Source organism: Winogradskyella sp. R77965 (genome assembly GCF_044594915.1).
Taxonomy (GTDB): Bacteria; Bacteroidota; Bacteroidia; order Flavobacteriales; family Flavobacteriaceae; genus Winogradskyella.
Genome location: NZ_CP138990.1, coordinates 3,116,788 through 3,137,869 on the forward strand (window position 1 = coordinate 3,116,788; position 21,082 = coordinate 3,137,869).

Below are 21,082 nucleotides of genomic sequence, written 5' to 3' on the forward strand. Positions count from 1 at the left end.
TTAAAATGAAAAATTTAAGACATGGTATATATCTACTCTGCACTTTATGTATTATAAGCAGTTGTAGTAAACCAACTGAACCTATTGTGGTTTCCCCTGAGTTGTTTCATGCCTCGGTAGATAAGGTAATGGAAATACAAATACACGATATTTTTTCGCCACCAGTAGCGAGCCGTGTATTCGTTTATCCAAATATTGCAGCTTATGAAATTTTAGCTCAGAAAACACCTCAAATGGAATCGTTGGCTGGTAACGTTGCTGAACTAACTAGCATTCCTAAGGCAGATAAGGATAAAACTATTAATCTCGAATTATCGGCATTGATAGCACATATGGAACTCAGTAAAAGTTTAATTTTTTCTGAAGATAAAATGGAAGTTCTTCAAGACAGTTTGTATGCTGATTGGAAGACAAAAAATGAAATAGAATTTAATGATGCGAAAAGCTATGCCTTTGATGTTGTTAAACACATCAAGGAATGGATGAATGCAGACAATTACAACCAAACGAGGACGATGCCAAAGTTCACTGTAGACACAGACGATCCTTCTAGGTGGCAACCAACACCACCATCTTATATGGATGGTATTGAGCCACATTGGAATAAAATAAGAACCTTCGTTCTCGATTCTGCAGCACAATTTAAGCCCAAAAAGCATCCAGAATTTTCGTTAGAAAAAGGGTCTAAGTTCTATGAAGAACTCATTGAAATTTATAACGTTAGTAATAAGATTACAGAAAAAGGTGATGATTCTGAAGAGATAGAAATTGCGCAATTTTGGGATTGTAATCCTTTTGTATCTGTAACAAGAGGACATTTTATGTTTGCTACAAAAAAGATATCTCCAGGTGCACATTGGATAGGTATTACCAAAATAGCTTCGAGAAAATCAGATGCAAATGTTGCAAAAACGGTAAATGCATATACTAAAACATCTATCGCCATTGCAGACGCATTTATCAGCTGTTGGGACGAGAAATATAGAAGTAACCTTATACGACCAGAGACCTTAATTAATCAACATTTAGACCAAGACTGGTTGCCAATATTACAAACACCTCCTTTTCCAGAATATACGAGTGGTCATTCTGTAGCATCAGGTGCTGCATCTACAGTGCTAACGGCAATTTTTGGGAATAATTTTCAGTTCGATGATGATACAGAAGTACCTTTTGGGCTCCCAATAAGATCCTTTGAATCTTTTAATCTTGCTGCAGAAGAAGCTGCTATTAGCAGATTATATGGTGGTATTCACTATATGGCAGCAATAGACGAAGGTTTAAAGCAAGGTAGAAATGTAGGTGATTTTATAGTTGATAATGTTAAAATGAAGTTTGAATAATTGAAATGATTGGGGACAAACTGACATATTATTCAAACTATAAAAAAATAAATAATGAGATAATAGTTAAGCTCAAAAATGACCTATTAGAAAAACGAGTATGCATTGCTGTTGGTGGTGAATCTGGTAGTGGTAAGACCTCATTGGCATATGCTCTTTTTATAGATATAGAAAAGGAATTAGGTTTAAAAGGCTTCTTATTTCATGGTGATGATTATTTTAAATTGCCTCCAAAAGATAATCACAATAAAAGATTAGAAAACATAACTAATGTTGGCCCTTCAGAAGTTAGTATTGAATTGCTGGATAAGCATTTGAAAGCGTACATAAAAAATGAAGGAGAAATAGAAAAACCAATAGTTAATTATGACGAAAATTCAATAGGAACAGAGACTATTCATACCAATGACTATAATTTCTGTATTGTTGAATTAACTTATGCAATGCTCCTGAAACAACCTACTTTTAAAATATTTATTGAAAATTCATATATCGATACAAAAGAAAACCGAACCAAGAGAGCTAGAGATATTATGAATAAATTTAATGAAAGTGTTTTAGAAATTGAACATAATATCATTAAGGAACATTTTGTATATGCTGATTTGACCATAAAAAAAGGCGATATGAAATTTTGATAAAAAAATGAAACATAGGGCATTACCTAATGTAATTGATACTAAAATCATAGATTTATGAAACTAACCAAACCAAAATTATCATTCTGGCAAATCTTCAATATGAATGTTGGATTCTTAGGAATTCAATACAGTTTTGGATTACAACAAACCGCTATCAATCCTATCTTTTTGTATTTAGGTGCACCCGAAGATATGCTGCCGATATTAAATATTGCTGGTCCAGTAACGGGTTTAATAGTCCAGCCTATTATTGGTGCTATGTCAGACAAAACATGGTCTAATCGTTGGGGAAGACGAAAGCCGTATTTTTTAATAGGAGCGCTATTAGGAAGTTTGTGTCTATTCGTTTTTCCACACAGTCCAGTACTTTGGTTTGCCGTTGGATTGTTATGGATATTAGACGTTGGTAATAATATGGCAATGGAACCTTACAGAGCTTTTGTTGGAGACAAATTACCAGAAAAACAATTAAGTCTTGGTTACCAAATGCAGAGTTTATTTGTTGGTGCAGGCATACTCTTGGCTAATGGATCGATTGTGTTGTTTCAGTATTGGTTTGGTGGAGAGTCAGTGGAAGAAGCAGGTACAATTCCTCAATGGTTATATTATTCGTTCTTCATAGGCGCATTTCTTTCTTTAACAACGATACTATATTCGGTTTTTAAAACACCAGAGATTCCACCAAGTGATGAAGAGATGGAAGAAATAAATCACCTTAAGAGTTTGCCATTCGGCCAACGCGTGTCACAACCGTTTAAGGAGATTATTGAAGCGGTAAAAGATATGCCAAAGTTTATGTGGAAAATAGCAGGAGTCTATCTATTTCAATGGTATGCCCTATTTATTTATTGGCAATTTACGACACCATTGTTCAAAAAAACTATGGGCTTTACAACCTCTGAGGCAGCGTCTCAAGCCGCAAAAATGAGCTTAACTTATAATACGGTAACTATGGTGGTTGCTTTAATGTTAGTGCCTTTAACCTTGCGTTTTGGTGGAAAAAAGATTTATGCGTTAAGTTTATTTGGTACAGCCATAGCATTGTTTTTAATACCACATATTTCAGATCCCAACTTAGTTTTAGTTCCAATGATTTTGTTTGGTATAGGTTGGGCAGCTATGATGGGAATTCCATACACCATGGTCTCTAAAATTGTCCCTCAGGATAGAAGAGGTGTTTACATGGGAATTTTAAATATGATGATTGTTATTCCTATGGGAATACAGACCTTAAGTTTTGGTCCAATATATAAATATATCTTAGGTGATAATGCTATCAACGCCATGTTATTTGCAGGTGTATTCTTTGCTATTGCAGCAGTTTTGGCAATGCGCTTAAACGTGTCAAAATCCATAGAAAATTCTGAAGTTACATCAACAGAAGATTAATCTTTTTAGTATGAAAAATCTAGGTATAAAGATTTCAATTTATTTAAATTATTTCGTGTTTGCTATTTTACTTAATAGCGTTGGGATTGTTATCGCAAAATCTATAAATGTTTATGGTGTTAGCGAATCTCAAGCATCAGTTTTAGAAGCTTTTAAAGATTTACCTATTGCTGTAGTTTCATTTATAGTGGCTTCTTTTTTGCCAAGATTTGGTTATAAAAAATCAATGCTAACAGGATTAGCTATTGTTTTTTTTGGATGTCTATTGATGATATTTGGTAACTCATTTTTATATACAAAAATTTTATTCCTATCCATTGGTGTTAGCTTTGCGCTCATTAAGCTCTCAGTGTATTCTCTAATTGGTTTAATTACTGATAGTAAGGCAGCACACTCATCTTTAATGAGTTCTATCGAAGGCTTTTTTATGGTTGGTATAGCATTAGCCTATATTTTGTTTCCATTCTTTTATTCCGATGATCCTAATAGTTGGTTAAATGTATATTACGTCTTATGTGTTTTGATTTTGTTGTCTTTTCTATTTCTATTCTTTTCAAAGGTTGAGTACACTGTTGAGACTTCAGGAGGTAGTGTATTAGATGATATGAAAGCTTCTGCAAAATTGATTGTTGTTCCTTTAGTTTTAGTGTTTATTATTTCAGCTTTTTTATTCGTTATGATAGAACAAGGAGTAATGACATGGCTACCACGTTTTAATGAAAAAATATTCTTTTTCTCAGAAAAATTAAGTGTTCAAATGGCAATTATTTTTGCATTATCATTAGCACTTGGGCGTTTTGTAGCGGGTTATCTAACTAAGAGATTTTCATGGGTTTTGTTGGTAATTATAAGCGTTATAGTTTCTGGAGGAATACTTTTATTTATATTGCCACAACTTAATGCAGATATTGACAAAGTCGTATCTGAAATTAAGAGTATTACTGATGTACCAACTCTTGGTTTCATTTTACCATTAATAGGTTTATTTATTGCTCCAATATATCCACTTCTAAATTCTACAGTATTAAGTTCATTGCCAAAAAAATTACATTCACCCATGTCGGGTTTAATAATAATTTTTTCAGCATTAGGTGGAACAATAGGTTCTCGTATTGTTGGAGAATTATTTGAAAGCGTAGGAGGTGCTAATGCATTTTACTTTTTACTCATTCCCATGGTTCTGCTTATTGTTTTTGTGTTATTGATAGATAAGATGTCTAAAGCAAAATCCATAGTGTAAATGATATTCGAGTTAAATATTGAAGAAACGCTACAAAGCTTATTAGCTCAAGAAGATACCGATGGTGATAAAAAAATAACCATTGAAGATAAGGGACCAAAAACATTTGATTTAATCTCAAAAGATGGAAGTCATATAACAATCGAAGGTACTTATCAACTTTCTAACCTATTACAAGAATTGGTTATTCAAAAGCAACAAGGAAAAGAAGTTGCAGATATAAAAATTGAAAATATAAATGAGCTACCAGTAGATAGAATTTCGAGGATGATACGCGATTTCTACTGGAAAGGGCTGACAAGACGTCTGGATAAATCAGGAATTGAAGCCCTGATTTCAGACACAAAAAATGATAGTCTTACAGCAACGATACTCCCTGTTTATGTGCCATTTTCAGATGATTTAGCTTTTAACTATTATAGAGATTTAGAATCTGACTTACCAATAAAAGTAATTAAACTACCAAAAGATATTACGCCAGAATTTGTGAAATCTATAAATAGCGAACCTGGTATTTTAAGTCTAAAACTAGAAGAAACTCAAAATGGAATAGAAGGCGTGCCTTTTGTCGTGCCAGGTGGTCGATTTAATGAAATGTATGGTTGGGACAGCTATTTTGAAGCTGTTGGTCTGCTTTGTGATGGAAAAGTGGATTTAGCGAAAGCTATGGCTGATAATTTTCAATATCAAATACAGCATTACGGTAAAATTCTCAATGCTAATCGCAGCTATTATTTAACCAGAACTCAGCCACCTTTTTACACGAGTTTAATTTCAGAAATTTTTGAAGTGACAAAAGATAAAGCGTGGTTGGCTAGTCATCTAAAAACAGCTATCCACGAGTATGAAACCGTTTGGATGGTTGAAGGCAAACGATTAACGACTAATGGATTAAATCGTTATTACGCAGAAGGACTTGGTATTCCTCCTGAAACTGAGGCAGGTCATTTTGATGAAGTGCTAGAAGTATATGCTGTGAAACATTCAATTTCTATTGAGAGGTTCGTGGAGCAGTATCAATCGGGTGAAATAAAAGAACCAAAATTAGATATCTACTTTACACATGATAGAAGTTTACGAGAATCCGGACACGACACCTCTTGGAGATTAGATGATGTCTGTGCGGATTTAAATACCGTTGATTTAAATAGTCTGCTTTATAAATACGAATCTGATTTCGCACATTTGATTGAGCTATATTTTGATGGTGAATTTAGTGGCTATCATAGTGCCTATTGGTTTCAGATAGCTTATGAAAGAGCCGAACGCATGCGCAAGCTCATGTGGAATGCCGAAAAAGAGCAGTATTTCGATTACAATTTCAAAACAGAAGGCGCAAACTCATTTTGAGAGCGCTTCAAATTATTTTCCACTTTGGTCTGGTTTGGTTGATACTAGAGAAACTTCTAAATTGGTTTCAGCGCTTATGACCCAACTCAAAGAAAAAGGAGGCATAGCTGGAACTTCTGAGGCAATGAATGACAAACTACCTGAAGATGCTATACAGCGACAATGGGATTATCCTAATGGTTGGGCACCACATCAAATGCTAATTTGGAGAGGATTAAAAATTCAGAGATTTGAAGACGAATTAGAAGAGTTAGTTTATCGTTGGTTATATATGATTACTAGGAATGCGGTGGATTATAATGGTACAATTCCAGAAAAATATGATGTTGTAGCTGCTACTCACAAAGTATTTGCTGAGTATGGAAACGTTGGTACAGATTTCGAATATATTACTCAAGAAGGGTTTGGTTGGATGAATGCTTCATTTCAATATGGATTGCAATTATTGAATAAGGATTTAATTACATACCTAAATAATTTAGAAAAACCAGATATGATCTTTAAAGCTTAAATGAAATCATTATACCTCATTTTATCTAACAAACGCTATTTCTCAATTGTTTGGGTATTTAGTTCCTTAAACATAATGATTGGGACTTGGGTATTATATATTCCTAAGGTTAAAGAGAAACTACAATTAGATGATTCGCAAATAGGATTTGCACTATTTTGTTTAGCATTAGGATTATTGTTTTTTATTCCTGTAGTGCCAATAGTTACAAAAAAAATAGGACTGGGAAGAAGTACATTTTTTGGTATTTGTATTTTTTGCATAGCATTCATAGGACCATTAATAGCTCCGTCGTATGAGGCATTGTGCACATCTTTGTTTTTAGTCGGTATTTTTTCTGGACTAACGGATATTGCGATGAACACTGTAGTTTCTGAGATGGAAAAAGCAGATGGTGTCAATTTTATGTCTGCTGCGCATGGCTTTTTTAGTTTAGGTGGAGCTATAGGTGCTTTGGTTGGGTCGGTTTTAATGGGAGTATTGAATTCTCCATTTTATCATGTCCTAATAATGGCAATTTTAGTTATAATGACCAATATTTTGTTGTTTAGAAGATACTTTAAAATTAGAGAGGTTGAGGAAGATTTTAAAGAAAAAGGAAAGCTTCCAATTAAACTGCTAAAGCCTTTATTTATTCTTGGATTTTTGGCCATGGTTATTATGGGAAATGAAGGAGCTATTGAGCATTGGAGTTCAATTTATTTAACTGAAGTTGTACAAGTCACTTCTGAAAATTTAGCAGGTTTAGGATTTACCGTTTTTTCTATAATGATGACTATTGGACGTTTTTTTGGTGATAGTATAAGCGCTAAAATAGGATCTGCAAAAATCGTAATATTGGGTTGCTCCTTGGCAGCCGTAGGATATGTCTTTGTACTTTTAAATAGCCTTTTATTAAGTGTTATTGGTTTTGGAATAATTGGTCTTGGACTATCTGTTATTGTTCCTGAATTGATGAGAATTGCAGGAAATACGAAAGGAATTGTAGCTTCGAAAAGCATTTCGTTCGTTTCTGGTGTAGGTTTTGTCGGATTTTTGTTAGGACCAGTAATTTTGGGTTATATTTCAGATAGTTTTAGTCTTAAAATGAGTTATGTATTCTTATTAAGTGTAACTCTAATTGCAACGTGTATTGCAATATTTAAGCTAAAAACTAAATAAGTACTAAAATAGTTCATATGAAACGAGCATGTTATAATAATTATCGCCAAATAAATTATTAATAGCGAATAGCATGTGACCTTCGAAAAAAATAAATACAAACACATGAAACGAAGAGACTTTGCTAAAAATATTGCTTTAGCATCAGGAGCTATAGGAATAAGTTCGGTAACTATAGCATGTGATGATCCTAAAAGCAATATTGAAGAAGCTATAAAACCTCCATCTAAAGTTAATAAAGAACTATCTGAAGCGATGTATAAAAGGGCTTTAGATATTACCAAACAGAAAGTCCGAGGAGGTGAAAAAGAATCATTTTTTAAAAAGCCATTTATAGATGCTGCATTTTCACCAAATATTTTTCTTTGGGACACCTGTTTTATGTGCTGTTTCGCTAAGTACCATTTAGATGAATTACCAGTTTACCAAGCACTAGATAATTTTTATGACCGTATGGAAGCGGATGGCTATATCTGTAGAGAATATAGGCAAAATGGTGAGCCGTTATGGTCTAAATCACATCCTGTTTCTATAAATCCACCTTTATTGGCTTTTGCTGAAACAGAAATATTTAAAGTGAGTAAGGATATATACCGCATAAAAAGAATATATCCAATTCTAAAGAAGAATTTCCAGTTTCATGTAGATACTTATATGATGGAAGATAACTTATTTTATGGTGATACCTTAGGTATGGGAATGGATAATATTCCGAGAGCACCGCGTGATTGGGAGCCTACTGAAGGTAATGGGATGACACATCATGAACTGGGTGAAAAACTTAGCGCTATGAATGCTTCTGGTGAAACTAAATTAAACACGTTTATTTCAGAATATGTTAACACCAAGCAAGGACTCTGGAACAAACAAGCAAGACTAGTAGATTTTTCAGCTCAAATGGCAATGTTCAGTCTGCAGTTAAAAGCAATGGCTGAAACTATTGGCATTTCAGAAGATTTAGCAGCATATGATACTTTTCATGCAAAAGTATCTAAAGCAATAAATGACAAATGTTGGAATGAATCGGATAGTTTTTATTACGATCTTGGTTTTGACAAACAAGTTGTAAGGAGACATATAGGAATGTACTGGACACTTCTCGGTAAATGTGTGCCAGAAGAAAAATTAGAAAAGTTTTTATCACACTTAACCAATCCAGATGAATTTGATAGAACTATGCCTTTACCTGCATTATCAGCAGCTGATCCAGATTTTGTTGGCTGGGGAGATTATTGGTTAGGTGGAGTTTGGGCTCCTACAAGTTATATGGTGTTAAGAGGTTTATCTGCTTATGGTAAGGATGATTTAGCAAAGTCTATTGCTAATAAAACCTATACTAATGTTGCAAAAGTTTTTGAAGCAACAGGAACATTCTGGGAAAACTATGCACCAGATTTAGTGTCTTATGGGATGCCAGCCAAAAAAGATTTTTGCGGTTGGACTGCTTTGTTTCCGATAGCAATGTATAATGAATATATCAAAGAATAGTCAACCTTAAAACTAATAAATGTTTAATAGAGATTCTCAAATAAAAAACCTTCAATCAACAGACGAATTTGATATGGTTGTTATAGGTGGAGGTGCCAGCGGATTAGGAATTGCTGTAGATGCAGTGTCACGAGGTTTCAAAGTAGCCCTTTTTGAAGCCTATGATTTTGCCAAAGGAACCTCGAGTAGGAGCACAAAATTAGTACACGGAGGAGTGCGCTATTTAGCTCAAGGTAATATTAAGTTAGTTACCGAAGCTTTAAGAGAAAGAGGTTTGTTGGAGAAAAATGCTAATCATCTTTTTAAGAGACAAATGTTTTTAATTCCCAGTTATCAATGGTGGCATAAATATTATTATGGTTTAGGATTAACTGCTTATGATTTTTTGTCTAAACGCCTTTCTATTGGTCGCTCAAAAGTTGTATCGGCCAAAACGGCGATTCAAAAAATTACTAACCTTAAAAGTAAAGGCCTTCAAGGCGGAGTAACTTATTTTGATGGTCAGTTTGATGACGCAAGGTTAGCTTTAAATTTAGCCCAAACAGCCAGCGAATCTGGCGCTGTTATACTAAATCACTGTAAAGTTACGAATATGCTCAAAGATGATGAAGGTAAATTGATAGGTGTTGCTGTTACTAATACCGAAACAGATGAAATAATAAACGTAAAGTCTAAAGTGGTTATTAACGCTACTGGTGTTTTTTCTAATAAGATTTTAAAACTTGCAGGTCGTAAAAAGAAAAGCTTAAAAATAGTGCCAAGTCAAGGTATTCACTTGGTTCTGGATAAATCATTTTTAGAAGGTGAAACTGCTTTAATGGTACCAAAAACTAGTGATGGACGTGTGCTTTTTGCTATACCTTGGCACAACAAAGTTGTGGTAGGTACAACAGATACACCAATTAAGAAGCCAAGTTATGAACCCAAACCATTAGAGCAAGAAATAGATTTTATTTTAGAAACTGCTAAGGAGTATTTAACTAAAGTCCCAACACGAGAAGACGTATTATCTGTCTTTGCAGGATTACGACCTTTAGTTGCTCCTGAAGGAGATAAAAGTAATACTAAAGAAATATCAAGAGGGCATAAAATTATTCACTCAGAAAGTGGATTAATTACTATTGTTGGTGGCAAATGGACAACATATAGGGAAATGAGTGAAGATGTAGTTAATGACGCCGTTTCTGTTCATAATTTGACTGATAATAAGTCGAAAACCAGAGGGTTATCTATTCATGGTAATCTCAGTAAGTTTGATAAAAAAGAATTAGATGAGGATTTGTGGTTTTATGGAAGTGATATAAGAAAATTACAAGAATTGATAGCTTCTAATGAAAGTTTCAGGATGCTAATACATCCTAATTACGAATTTAAAGTCGGTCAAGTCATTTGGGCTGCACGATATGAAATGGCAAGAACTGTGGAAGATGTACTTGCAAGACGAATTCGATTATTATTTTTAGATGCTCAGGCAGCTATTGATTGTACTGAAGCTGTTGCAGATATTCTACAAAAAGAGTTAAAAAAATCAGACTCATGGAAGGTTCATCAAATAGAAGAGTTTAAAACACTAGCCCAAGGCTATTTAATTTAATTGATATGTCACAGCAACTCATTTTAGCGCTCGATCAAGGTACAACTTCAAGTAGATCTATAGTTTTTGATGTACATGGTAATAAAATTGAGTCTTCACAACAAGACTTTGAGCAAATTTTCCCCAAAAATGGTTGGGTAGAACATGATCCTGAAGCAATCTGGAGTTCACAATTAAAAACTATCAGCACATTGTTTTCAAAGGAAGAGGTTACAGTATCTGATATAGCTGGAATCGGTATTACAAATCAGCGTGAAACAACTATTGTTTGGAATAGAAAAACAGGTGAACCAATTTATAATGCTATTGTTTGGCAAGATCGGAGAACGGCTAGCTTTTGTGATAAACTAAAGTCTGATGGTTATTCAGAATTAATTCAAGAGAAAACAGGTTTAATCATTGATGCATACTTTTCTGGATCCAAAATTAAATGGATTTTAGATAACGTACCTAGTGCAAGAGATTTAGCTAATAAGGGGGAATTATGCTTTGGAACAGTAGATACTTGGTTAATTTACAAACTTACCAAAGGGAAAGTTTTTGTTACTGATGTAAGTAATGCTTCTCGAACCATGATATTTAATATTCATACTCTTAAATGGGATGAAGAATTATTGGAGTTATTTACAATTCCAAAGTCGATGCTTCCTGAGGTGAAATCGTCTTCAGAAATCTATGGTTATACGGAGTTATTTGAAAGGAAGTTACCAATTGCTGGAATTGCAGGGGATCAGCAGGCTGCACTTTTTGGACAATTATGTACTAAAAAAGGAATGGTTAAAAACACTTATGGTACCGGCTGTTTTTTGTTAATGAATACTGGAAAAAAACCAGTAGCATCTCAAAACCAGCTGTTAACTACCATAGCTTGGCAGATTAATGGAAAAACAAATTATGCGTTAGAAGGAAGCGTATTTGTTGGAGGTGCAGCAGTACAGTGGTTAAGAGATGGTTTGAATTTAATTGACAACGCTAAAGATATAGAAGCATTGGCCAATGAAGTTGACGATAGTGATGGCGTTATAGTAGTGCCAGCATTTACAGGTTTAGGTGCTCCGTATTGGGATCCTTACGCCAGAGGAAGTATTCAAGGTATTTCTAGAGGAACTACCAAGTCACATATTGCCAGAGCAACTTTAGAAGGTATTGCATTGCAAGTCTATGATATTGTAAAAGCTATGGAAAAAGATGCCAACATACATTTAAAAGAACTGAGAGTAGATGGTGGAGCTTCAGCAAATAACCTGTTATTGCAAATACAGTCCGATATTTTTAATTGTGATGTCGTTAGGCCAACAAACTTAGAAACAACGGCTTTAGGTGCAGCCTATTTAGCAGGTTTAGCAGTTGGAATGTATAAGAATAAAAAAGAAATAAGAAAGCAATGGCAAAAGGATAAAATTTTTGCTCCAGAAACAAATATTGAAAAGCAATTGCAACTAATTTCACAATGGCATAAAGCAGTTAACCGCAGTAAAAATTGGATAGAAGAAAATTAGATTATTAATCAGATAATTCTAAAATTTCTATGTTTTTGAATTCAATAGGATGGCTTTCACTTTGCAAAGAGATATAGCCAGATTTTACTGGTTCACCTGCTTTAGATTCCCAATTTGATGTACTGTACTCACCACCATAAATTGGTTTAGTGTATTCCATAACCTTTTCACCGTTTATAAAGTGTTTAATAATAGAATCGTTATAAACTTCAAGTTCTACATGTATCCACTGATCGTCAAGAAAGGTTTGAGACGTTGATGGTATACAATGTTCAGTTACTAATCTATTATCTATGTTGATATGCATTCCTGGTGTGCAAACATTACCTGTTGGTCTAGCACCTTCGCCATTTCCACCTAAAAGTTGAGCTTCAATAGATACAGGGAATCCTTGATCCAATCCAATTTTTTTCGGATCTTCACAATGTAACATCACTCCACTATTCTTGTAAGCCCATGCTTCTCCATCAGCGATTTGGCCATCTAGAAATCTATAGTCTAATTTTAATTTATAATTTGAAAATGACTTTTTGTAATAGATATGTCCAAATGTATTATTGAACGTATCATTATATTCTGTGTAATCAACACTTAAAATACCATTATTAACTCTAAAAGTATTTTTGTAATTCTCTCCTGCAGGATAACCTTTGATTTTTACAATCCAGTCATCTAAATTGTTTTTTGAAAGTAAATTGACCCACTGAGTTTGCTTTATATTTTCGATTTTTTTGGACTCATTTTTACAAGTGAATAGTAAAAATCCACAACAAAAACTAAATATAACTAATCTAAATACCTTCAATATCATTTGATTGATTGTGTTTAAAGCGACCTATAATGAGTACGCTTTTCCGCTAGTATCACTTACATCAATGCAACCCTCTTGCTTCCCAGGAACTGGAGTATAAGCCATAATTTCCTCTCCAACTTTCTCTGAATTTGTGTAAGCGAAAATACATAGATCTCTAACTCTATTCATAGCCACATAATTTAGTGTATCCTCAGGAATTGTAGCTTCATTATCAAACGCTTCATAGAACGCCTCCATTATCGCTTCGTCTTCCTCTTTACTCTTTTTTAGAATTGATCCTAGAACAGGCTCAATATCGGCAGATTCAACATCAGCCAAGACTTCAGCATTTGCATTTTTCATTATAATATTACCAAAATTAGAATAGCCTTTCATAAAAAGATCGCGCTCCTCTACCTCATAGACTTCTGCAACATATTTATCAATAAACTCTGGTACATTAACTTCTGTTGCGCTCGGAGAATCTTCAGACTTAGGCAAAATGATATCTGCAAGTTTATCCAATAAACGCGCCTGATCGACAGAAAATAATGTGGGAACCCAAGTTGGTTTATCACTTGTACAACTTTGTAATAAACTCATAGCAGAAGGAGCCACTAGTAATGCTCCTAAAGACAATCCTAATCCTTTAATTACTTCTCTTCTTTTCATGTCTTTCATTTTATAAATTACCTTTTTTTAATTCATTGGCTGCGTGTTCTGCAGCTCTTGCCGTTAAGGCCATATATGTTAAAGATGGGTTCTGGCATCCTGCAGAGGTCATCGCAGCTCCATCAGTCACGTAAACATTCTTCACACTATGGACTTGATTGTATTCATTTAATACAGATGTTTTAGGATCTCTTCCCATTCTGGCTGTTCCCATTTCATGTATACCCAATCCAGGTGCACCAATATCATCCATAGGAGTTATATCTTCAAAACCAGCTTTTTCTAACATTTGCATAGCTTGAGCGATCATATCCTTTCTCATTTTTATTTCATTCTCTTTAAACTCAGCATCGAAAGTCACTGTCGGTAATCCCCATTTATCTTTCTTCTCGTAGTTTAAAGTCATTTTATTTTCGTGATAAGGTAATGTTTCACCGAACCCCATTAAACCAATGGTCCAACCGCCTGGTTTCAAAATAGCCTCTTTTAATTCCTTACCATAACTCAGTTCTCTAACACTATCTGACCAATCTTTTCGACTTGCACCACCTTGGTAGCCATAACCTCTTAAAAAGTCTTTTTGATTGGTGTCTCCTCCTAAGTTTCTAAATCGCGGAATATAAAGACCGTTTGGTCGTCTACCTGAATAATATTTATCTTTAAATCCATCAAATTTTGCATATGCACCAGCTTTAAAGTGATGATCCATAACGTTGTGTCCTAATTCTCCAGAATCGTTACCTAATCCATTTGGAAATCGCTCAGATTTGGAATTCATAAGTATATAAGTAGACGCAATAGCTGAAGCACATAAGAAAATTACTTTCGCTTTAAATTCAAAAGTCTCATTGGTCTCAGCATCAATAACGCGAACTCCCGTTGCTTTCTTTGTCTTGTCGTCATATATCACCTCATGCACGATAGAGTTTGGTCGCATGGTCATATTACCAGTAGCCTCTGCTGCTGGTAGCGTTGAGGAATTACTGCTAAAGTATGCTCCAAATGGACAACCTCTCATACATCTATTACGATACTGACAGTTTACACGGCCTTGGCCTGGTTTTGTACCTTCAGTAATATGTGCTGTTCGACCTATCGTAAGTAATCGATCGTCATAATTTTCTGCTATATTTTCTTTAAGATGTGTTTCTACACAATTCAATTCCATAGGTTTTAAAAATTTACCATCTGGTAATTGCTCTAGACCTAAGTTTTCACCACTGACTCCAATATAGTCTTCGACATAATCATACCAAGGTGAAATATCTTTATATCTAATTGGCCAATCTACGGCAATACCATCTTTTTTATTGGCGGTAAAGTCAATATCACTTAGTCTATAACTTTGTCTTCCCCACATCAATGAGCGACCACCTACGTGATAACCTCTAATCCAATCAAATCGTTTCTCTTCGTTGTATGGATGATCAATATCATCAACAAAAAAATGACTACGTGTTTTTCTAGTGACGTAACCTGTTCTATGCTGCTTTTCCTGGCGTTTTATTTCTTCTTGTGTTGGTCTCCCAGCATTAGGTAAATCCCAAGGATCTAGATTCGCTGTTGGATAATCCTTAATGTGTTTTACCATTCTCCCTCTCTCAAGAACAAGCGTTTTTAGACCTTTTTCACATAATTCTTTAGCTGCCCATCCGCCAGAAATTCCTGTACCTACAACAATAGCATTATATTCTGTATTCTCTGCTTTAGTGTTATTCATATTTTTAGTTTAAACGATATCGTGAAATTGATAATATTTTTCTAATAATCTTGAGAAAAGTTTATTAATTATCAAATATATTTTTTGAAAACAGAAAATTAGCTATTTTGCATGGTATAATTGTTTAAAATTTTTCAGTGAAAGTAAACAAACAAGAAATTGAACCTTACGAAGTAGATGGTGTGGTCTATCACGCAGATACATGTTTACCTTTAATTGATGCTTACAATAGAAATAAAATTAAATTTAAGGCATTAGCTAGGCATACTTATCCTGGAGATCGATTAGATAATAATACTTTAGGTTTAAATAGTATTGGATATTGGGATGCTGACGAACCTCAAGATTGGGGTTTAGATTGGCATAGAAATGAAGGAATAGAATTTCATTTTTTAGAATCTGGTACAATGCCTTATGCGCAAGAAAATAAAGAAGTAGTACTAACCCCAAACCACTTAACCATTACACGTCCTTGGGAAGCACATAGGGTTGGTAACCCTAATATTGGAATGGGTAAGTTTTATTGGGTTATTATTGATTTAGGTGTAAGGCGTCCTCACCAAGAATGGGTTTGGCCAGACTGGGTTACTCTAACTAAAAAAGATTTAAAACAATTAACCACATTTCTTAGACAAGATGAGAAGTCTATTTTAAAGGCAGACCAAAAAATACGAGATTGTTTTAAGCGTATTAATATTGCGGTAAATACGGATGAAAAAGGTAGCAATGCTTCTCGTATACGTTTGCTCATAAACTATTTGTTGATTTTAATTTTAGATTTATTAAAAACAGAGGATATTGTTCTCAATGAGGCTTTAATTGATAGTTCACGTAGTGTTCAATATTTTCTTAAAGAATTAGATAAAAATTTATCCGAAGATTGGACTATTGAGAAGATGTCACGGAGCGCAGGCGTTGGTCTAACACGTTTTACACATCATTGTAAGCAACTAACGAATTTAACACCAATGCGTTATCTAACAATGCGAAGATTAGAAATGTCAAAAAAGATTCTTATAGAAAACGAGGCACTAACCATTGGTGAAGTGGCATATTCTTGTGGTTTTACGACAAGTCAGTATTTTTCAACAGTTTTTAAAAAGCACGAAAAATGCTCTCCTAATCAATTTAGAAAATTACATCAAGTAGATACCTCACTTTCAGCATATCCAGAAGTTTAGTTCATTTTGTTTAAATTCTTTCACTGAATAAAAGTAAACATTGAATTTTATCTAATTGATTATTTTTCAATTCTAAACTAACTATAATATAACTAATGAAACAATTTTTTTCAATTGCATTTACCCTTATTGCTCTTATTCTATTTAATTGTAAAGAGGAAAAAGAAGAAGAAATTTTGGAAAAGGAACAAAAAGAAATTATTAAAGATGGTAATAATTCATCAATATCCATAGCGCAATGGTCTCTGCACAGAGAAATTGAAACAGGTAAATTAGATCCTTTTGATTTTCCAAAAGTAGCAAAAGAACTTGGTTTTGAGGCCGTGGAATGGGTGGATCAACTCTACGCCAAAGAAATTGATAGTATGGGTTTTGATGCTGTGATAGAACGTTGGAAGGAAGAGAGTGAAAAACACGGAGTAAAAAATATACTTATAATGGTAGATCGCGCAGGGGATTTATCACATTCTGATAAAGCAAAACGTGATGAAGCAGTTGAAATGCACAAGAAATATGTAGATGCAGCTGAATATTTGGGTTGCCATGCCATAAGGGTAAATACATTTGGAACTTTTGATGCTGATGAATGGAGCGAAACAACTTACGATGGGTTAAAACGATTATCGGAATATGCTTCTTCTAAAAAGATTAGTGTGCTTGCCGAAAATCACGGGTGGTTTTCTTCTGATCCTCGATTAGTTATTCCTGTAATAGAAAGAATTAATTTAGATAATTGCGGAACACTCGCAGATTTTGGCAATTGGTGTATAAAAAGAACCAAAGATGAAAATTGGGGAGATTGTGCTGAAGAATATCCAGATAAATACGAAGGCTTTGAACGCTTAATGACAAAAGCTCAGGCAGTAAGTGCAAAATCTTATGAGTTTGATGCTAATGGAAATGAAACAACTTTAGATTTTGAAAAATTTATACAGATAATTAAGAAATCTGGTTATGATGGCTATATAAGTGTGGAATATGAGCATGAAACTTTGGACGAGCGAAAAGGAATTTTGGCAACTAAAGCATTATTGTTAAAGCATTTAAAAACTAACTAATATGAAGTCATCTACATCTGCTAAATTATCAATAATGATGTTCCTCGAATTTTTTATTTGGGGAGGTTGGTTTGTAACCATGGGATCATTTCTTGGAAACAATTTAAGTGCATCTGGTGCTGAAACGGCAATGGCTTATTCAACACAATCTTGGGGAGCCATTATTGCTCCTTTTATTATAGGCCTTATTGCTGACCGTTTTTTTAATGCAGAGAAGATATTAGGTTTGTTACATATTGTTGGTGCTGTATTAATGTATTTAATGTCTCAAACTACTGATTTCAGTGTGTTTTATCCTTATGTATTAGGTTATATGATTGCTTATATGCCGACTCTAGCATTAGTTAATTCAGTCGCCTTTAATCAAATGAATGATCCTGCTAAACAGTTTCCATTCATTCGTGTTTGGGGAACAGTAGGTTGGATTATTGCTGGTTTGGTAATTAGTTTTGTATTTAAATGGGACTCTATAGAAAATATAGGAAACGGAATGTTGTCAAATACCTTTTTAATGGTAGCAATTGCTTCAGCCGTCTTAGGTGTATTTAGTTTTATATTACCGAAAACACCACCTAGTGTTGCGAGTGGAGAAAAAGTAGGGCTGTCAGATATTTTAGGTTTGGAGGCTCTAAAATTACTTAGAGATAAAAACTTCTTAGTTTTCTTTTTGTCATCAGTATTGATATGTATTCCATTAGCCTTTTACTATCAGAATATTAGTCCATATTTAACTGAATATAAAGTTGAAAATTCAACAGCTTGGGCTTCTTTGGGTCAGGTTTCTGAGGTTCTGTTTATGTTGTTATTACCATTTTTCTTTAAGAAATATGGTTTCAAAAAAACGATTTTATTTGGAATGTTAGCATGGGCAATACGCTATTTATTATTTGCTTTCGGAGATACTGGAGATTTATTCTTCATGATTGTTCTAGGTATAGCATTGCATGGTATATGTTATGATTTCTTTTTTGTTTCTGGTCAAATTTATACAGATTCTAAAGCAGGTGAAAAAGTGAAAAGTGCTGCTCAAGGTTTAATTACGTTAGCAACATATGGTGTAGGTATGTTAGTAGGTTTTTGGGTGTCTGGTCAAATAGTAGATAAAAATTTAATCAGCGAAGGCGTTCATAGTTGGAAGAATATTTGGATTTTCCCATCAATCTTCGCAATTGTAGTGTTTGTTCTATTTGCAATTTTGTTCAAAAACGAAAAAGTAGAATATAAAGAGTCATAATTCAATGAGTAAAAAAATAAGACTTGGTATTTTAGGTGGTGGTGGAGATTCCCTAATTGGTGTGTTGCATCGCGTGGCATCTACTATGTTTGATAGATATCAATTAGTAGGTGGATCATTCAACCCATCTTTAGACGAGAGTATTAAGTTTGCAAACCAAATAGGTATTCCGACAGATCAAATTTATGAGGATTTAGATACCTTAATTGAAAAAGAATTAGAGCTTCCAGTAGATAAACGAATGGAAGTCATTTCCATCTTAACACCTAATTTTCTGCATTTCCCAATGGCAAAAAAACTATTAGAAAATGGTTTCAATGTCATTTGTGAAAAACCCATGACCACAACATATGAAGAGGCAAAAATTCTTCATGAGATTTTAAAAAAGTCAGATACTGTTTTTGCGGTTACTTATACATATACTGGTTATCCGATGGTACGTCAGATGCGCCAAATGATTGCCGAAGGAGTTATTGGAAAGATTCAGAAAATTGATGCGCAATATTATCAAGGTTGGATAAACCCTATTATTCACGACAAAGAATTGCGGAAATCGACGTGGAGATTAGATCCAGAAAAATCAGGAATCAGTTGTTGTATCGGAGATATTGGAACACATGCATTTGATATGGTAGAGTATATGTCTGGTCTAAGGGTGAATTCAATATTAGCTGACCTGAATTATTTGTATGAAGATAATCAAATGGACATTGATGGTACGGTTTTAATTAAATGTGGACAAAATGTGAAAGGAGTTATACGAGCAAGTCAGATTGCTACGGGTGAAGAAAACAACTTTACCGTTCAGATTTATGGAGATAAGGCAGGATTAAAATGGGAACAGGAAAATCCAAATTACCTCTATTTGTTAGAGGAAGATAAGCCACTTCAGGTTTTAAAGCCAGGACATGCCTACAATAGTGAGTTATCCTTAGATGGAACAAAACTACCACCAGGACATCCTGAAGGTATTTTTGATTCTATGGGAAATATTTATAAAGGCGTAGCCAAAGCGATAAGACATGAAGATTACGACCATGGCGAATTTCCTACTATTATAGATGGAGTTAGAGGTATGGATTTTATTGAAAAAGCAGTAGAGTCTCATAAAAAAGGTAATGTTTGGGTGAATTTAGATAAACAATAATTGAGAATGAAAACAATAAAGGGACCTGCAGTATTTTTAGCACAATTTATGGATGATAAGGAGCCATTTAATTCTTTGGATGGTTTATGCAAATGGGCGAGTGATTTGGGTTATAAAGGTATTCAAATACCAACAGATCCAAGCTTAATAGATTTAGGGAAAGCTGCTGAGAGTCAAACATATTGTGATGAGTTTAAGGGCAAAATAAATTCTTACGGACTAGAAATTACAGAATTATCAACACATCTTCAAGGGCAGTTGGTCGCTGTGCATCCTGCATATGATATAATGTTTGATAATTTTGCCCCAGATCATTGTAAAGGCAAGCCAAAAGCTAGAACAGAATGGGCTATTCAACAAGTAAAAGATGCAGCAACCGCTAGTAGCAGATTAGGCTTAAAAGCTCATGCTACATTTTCTGGTTCATTGCTTTGGCATACGATGCATCCTTGGCCGCAACGTCCAGATGGATTGGTAGAAATGGGTTTTGAAGAACTAGCAAAAAGATGGATGCCAATTCTTAATCATTTTGATGAGCAAGGGGTAGACGTATGTTATGAAATTCATCCAGGTGAGGACTTGCACGATGGTGTTACTTTTGAGCGTTTTTTAGAAGCAACAAATAACCATAAACGCGTTAATATCTTATATGACCCATCACATTTTGTACTTCAACAATTAGATTATATTGAATACATAGATCATTATCACGAATTTATTAAAGCTTTTCACGTAAAAGATTCAGAATTTAATCCTACAGGAAAAAAGGGAACCTTTGGTGGTTATGGAGATTGGATAGATCGTGCAGGACGCTATCGCTCACTTGGTGACGGTCAAGTAGATTTTAAATCGATTTTTACTAAATTAACGGAATATGGCTGTGATGTTTGGGCCGTTATGGAATGGGAATGTTGTATTAAAAGTCCAGAACAAGGAGCACGAGAAGGCGTCAAATTTATACATGATCATATTATTGAAGCCACCGAAAAGCGTTTTGACGATTTTGCAGGAGCTGATGTAGATAAAGAACATTTGAAAAAAATATTAGGAATTTAAGTATA

At 34.2% G+C, this 21,082-nt stretch carries 18 protein-coding genes; 15 read left to right on the forward strand and 3 right to left on the reverse strand.

Translation table 11 applies throughout. The annotated features are described in order from the left end of the window. Positions 1–5: 5 nt before the first annotated feature. The 10 genes from SJY34_RS13905 (at position 6) to glpK (ending at position 12,216) form a co-directional block, all read left to right on the forward strand. On the forward strand, positions 6–1,343 hold the full coding sequence (locus tag SJY34_RS13905; RefSeq protein WP_400076631.1) for a vanadium-dependent haloperoxidase: 1,338 nt from the start codon (positions 6–8) through the stop codon (positions 1,341–1,343). A 5-nt stretch (positions 1,344–1,348) separates the two neighbouring features. Further along, positions 1,349–1,981, forward strand: coding sequence for a hypothetical protein (locus SJY34_RS13910; RefSeq protein ID WP_400076632.1), 633 nt, complete (start codon positions 1,349–1,351; stop codon positions 1,979–1,981). A gap of 57 nt (positions 1,982–2,038) precedes the next feature. Then, positions 2,039–3,373, forward strand: coding sequence for an MFS transporter (locus tag SJY34_RS13915; protein ID WP_400076633.1), 1,335 nt, complete (start codon positions 2,039–2,041; stop codon positions 3,371–3,373). Between the two features lie 10 nt (positions 3,374–3,383). Then, positions 3,384–4,613: an MFS transporter gene (locus tag SJY34_RS13920; protein ID WP_400076635.1), complete on the forward strand. Its 1,230-nt coding sequence runs from the start codon at positions 3,384–3,386 to the stop codon at positions 4,611–4,613. Next, positions 4,614–5,963: an alpha,alpha-trehalase gene (locus SJY34_RS13925; RefSeq protein ID WP_400076636.1), complete on the forward strand. Its 1,350-nt coding sequence runs from the start codon at positions 4,614–4,616 to the stop codon at positions 5,961–5,963. Beyond that, positions 5,902–6,474: a trehalase family glycosidase gene (locus SJY34_RS13930; RefSeq protein WP_400076638.1), complete on the forward strand. Its 573-nt coding sequence runs from the start codon at positions 5,902–5,904 to the stop codon at positions 6,472–6,474. The genes SJY34_RS13925 and SJY34_RS13930 overlap by 62 nt, the downstream gene beginning before the upstream one ends. Beyond that, positions 6,475–7,635 (forward strand): MFS transporter, encoded by a 1,161-nt coding sequence (locus SJY34_RS13935; protein ID WP_400076640.1) that lies wholly within the window; start codon positions 6,475–6,477, stop codon positions 7,633–7,635. Between the two features lie 105 nt (positions 7,636–7,740). Next, positions 7,741–9,123 carry an MGH1-like glycoside hydrolase domain-containing protein gene (locus SJY34_RS13940; RefSeq protein ID WP_400076643.1) on the forward strand — a complete coding sequence of 461 codons (1,383 nt, stop codon included), beginning with the start codon at positions 7,741–7,743 and terminating at the stop codon, positions 9,121–9,123. Positions 9,124–9,142: 19 nt separating this feature from the next. Then, the gene (locus SJY34_RS13945; protein ID WP_400076645.1) at positions 9,143–10,717 is read left to right on the forward strand and encodes an FAD-dependent oxidoreductase; all 1,575 of its coding nucleotides are present in this window, start codon (positions 9,143–9,145) and stop codon (positions 10,715–10,717) included. 5 nt (positions 10,718–10,722) lie between these two features. Beyond that, the gene (gene glpK / locus SJY34_RS13950; protein ID WP_400076647.1) at positions 10,723–12,216 is read left to right on the forward strand and encodes a glycerol kinase GlpK; all 1,494 of its coding nucleotides are present in this window, start codon (positions 10,723–10,725) and stop codon (positions 12,214–12,216) included. A 4-nt stretch (positions 12,217–12,220) separates the two neighbouring features. Here glpK and SJY34_RS13955 read toward each other — a convergent pair whose 3' ends face one another. From SJY34_RS13955 to SJY34_RS13965, 3 genes are read right to left on the reverse strand one after another with little or no spacing between them, the layout of a single operon-like run. Then, positions 12,221–13,027, reverse strand: a complete 807-nt coding sequence (locus tag SJY34_RS13955) for a DUF1080 domain-containing protein (RefSeq protein WP_400076649.1) — start codon at positions 13,025–13,027, stop codon at positions 12,221–12,223. A gap of 24 nt (positions 13,028–13,051) precedes the next feature. Next, complete coding sequence (locus SJY34_RS13960; protein ID WP_400076651.1) at positions 13,052–13,681, reverse strand: gluconate 2-dehydrogenase subunit 3 family protein; 630 nt, start codon at positions 13,679–13,681, stop codon at positions 13,052–13,054. A gap of 10 nt (positions 13,682–13,691) precedes the next feature. Next, on the reverse strand, positions 13,692–15,401 hold the full coding sequence (locus SJY34_RS13965; protein WP_400076653.1) for a GMC oxidoreductase: 1,710 nt from the start codon (positions 15,399–15,401) through the stop codon (positions 13,692–13,694). Positions 15,402–15,538: 137 nt separating this feature from the next. Here SJY34_RS13965 and SJY34_RS13970 point away from each other — a divergent pair, with 137 nt between their 5' ends. The 5 genes from SJY34_RS13970 (at position 15,539) to SJY34_RS13990 (ending at position 21,077) form a co-directional block, all read left to right on the forward strand. Beyond that, entirely contained in the window at positions 15,539–16,582 is a 1,044-nt protein-coding gene (locus SJY34_RS13970) for a helix-turn-helix domain-containing protein (protein WP_400076655.1), read from the forward strand. A gap of 95 nt (positions 16,583–16,677) precedes the next feature. After that, positions 16,678–17,640 (forward strand): sugar phosphate isomerase/epimerase family protein, encoded by a 963-nt coding sequence (locus SJY34_RS13975; RefSeq protein WP_400076657.1) that lies wholly within the window; start codon positions 16,678–16,680, stop codon positions 17,638–17,640. A 1-nt stretch (position 17,641) separates the two neighbouring features. Then, the gene (locus tag SJY34_RS13980) at positions 17,642–18,874 is read left to right on the forward strand and encodes a nucleoside permease (protein ID WP_400076659.1); all 1,233 of its coding nucleotides are present in this window, start codon (positions 17,642–17,644) and stop codon (positions 18,872–18,874) included. Between the two features lie 4 nt (positions 18,875–18,878). Beyond that, on the forward strand, positions 18,879–20,021 hold the full coding sequence (locus tag SJY34_RS13985) for a Gfo/Idh/MocA family protein (RefSeq protein WP_400076660.1): 1,143 nt from the start codon (positions 18,879–18,881) through the stop codon (positions 20,019–20,021). 6 nt (positions 20,022–20,027) lie between these two features. Then, positions 20,028–21,077, forward strand: a complete 1,050-nt coding sequence (locus tag SJY34_RS13990; protein ID WP_400076662.1) for a sugar phosphate isomerase/epimerase family protein — start codon at positions 20,028–20,030, stop codon at positions 21,075–21,077. Positions 21,078–21,082 lie beyond the last annotated feature (5 nt).

Bases quoted from the DNA above. Each gene is read 5' to 3' on its own strand.
- SJY34_RS13980 (WP_400076659.1), top strand. From the start codon at position 17,642: ATGAAGTCATCTACATCTGCTAAATTATCAATAATGATGTTCCTCGAA.
- SJY34_RS13925 (WP_400076636.1), top strand. From the start codon at position 4,614: ATGATATTCGAGTTAAATATTGAAGAAACGCTACAAAGCTTATTAGCT.
- SJY34_RS13915 (WP_400076633.1), top strand. From the start codon at position 2,039: ATGAAACTAACCAAACCAAAATTATCATTCTGGCAAATCTTCAATATG.
- SJY34_RS13965 (WP_400076653.1), bottom strand. From the start codon at position 15,401: ATGAATAACACTAAAGCAGAGAATACAGAATATAATGCTATTGTTGTA.
- SJY34_RS13975 (WP_400076657.1), top strand. From the start codon at position 16,678: ATGAAACAATTTTTTTCAATTGCATTTACCCTTATTGCTCTTATTCTA.
- SJY34_RS13990 (WP_400076662.1), top strand. From the start codon at position 20,028: ATGAAAACAATAAAGGGACCTGCAGTATTTTTAGCACAATTTATGGAT.
- SJY34_RS13945 (WP_400076645.1), top strand. From the start codon at position 9,143: ATGTTTAATAGAGATTCTCAAATAAAAAACCTTCAATCAACAGACGAA.
- SJY34_RS13940 (WP_400076643.1), top strand. From the start codon at position 7,741: ATGAAACGAAGAGACTTTGCTAAAAATATTGCTTTAGCATCAGGAGCT.
- SJY34_RS13935 (WP_400076640.1), top strand. From the start codon at position 6,475: ATGAAATCATTATACCTCATTTTATCTAACAAACGCTATTTCTCAATT.
- SJY34_RS13955 (WP_400076649.1), bottom strand. From the start codon at position 13,027: ATGATATTGAAGGTATTTAGATTAGTTATATTTAGTTTTTGTTGTGGA.
- SJY34_RS13985 (WP_400076660.1), top strand. From the start codon at position 18,879: ATGAGTAAAAAAATAAGACTTGGTATTTTAGGTGGTGGTGGAGATTCC.
- glpK (WP_400076647.1), top strand. From the start codon at position 10,723: ATGTCACAGCAACTCATTTTAGCGCTCGATCAAGGTACAACTTCAAGT.
- SJY34_RS13960 (WP_400076651.1), bottom strand. From the start codon at position 13,681: ATGAAAAGAAGAGAAGTAATTAAAGGATTAGGATTGTCTTTAGGAGCA.
- SJY34_RS13910 (WP_400076632.1), top strand. From the start codon at position 1,349: ATGATTGGGGACAAACTGACATATTATTCAAACTATAAAAAAATAAAT.
- SJY34_RS13920 (WP_400076635.1), top strand. From the start codon at position 3,384: ATGAAAAATCTAGGTATAAAGATTTCAATTTATTTAAATTATTTCGTG.
- SJY34_RS13905 (WP_400076631.1), top strand. From the start codon at position 6: ATGAAAAATTTAAGACATGGTATATATCTACTCTGCACTTTATGTATT.
- SJY34_RS13930 (WP_400076638.1), top strand. From the start codon at position 5,902: ATGCCGAAAAAGAGCAGTATTTCGATTACAATTTCAAAACAGAAGGCG.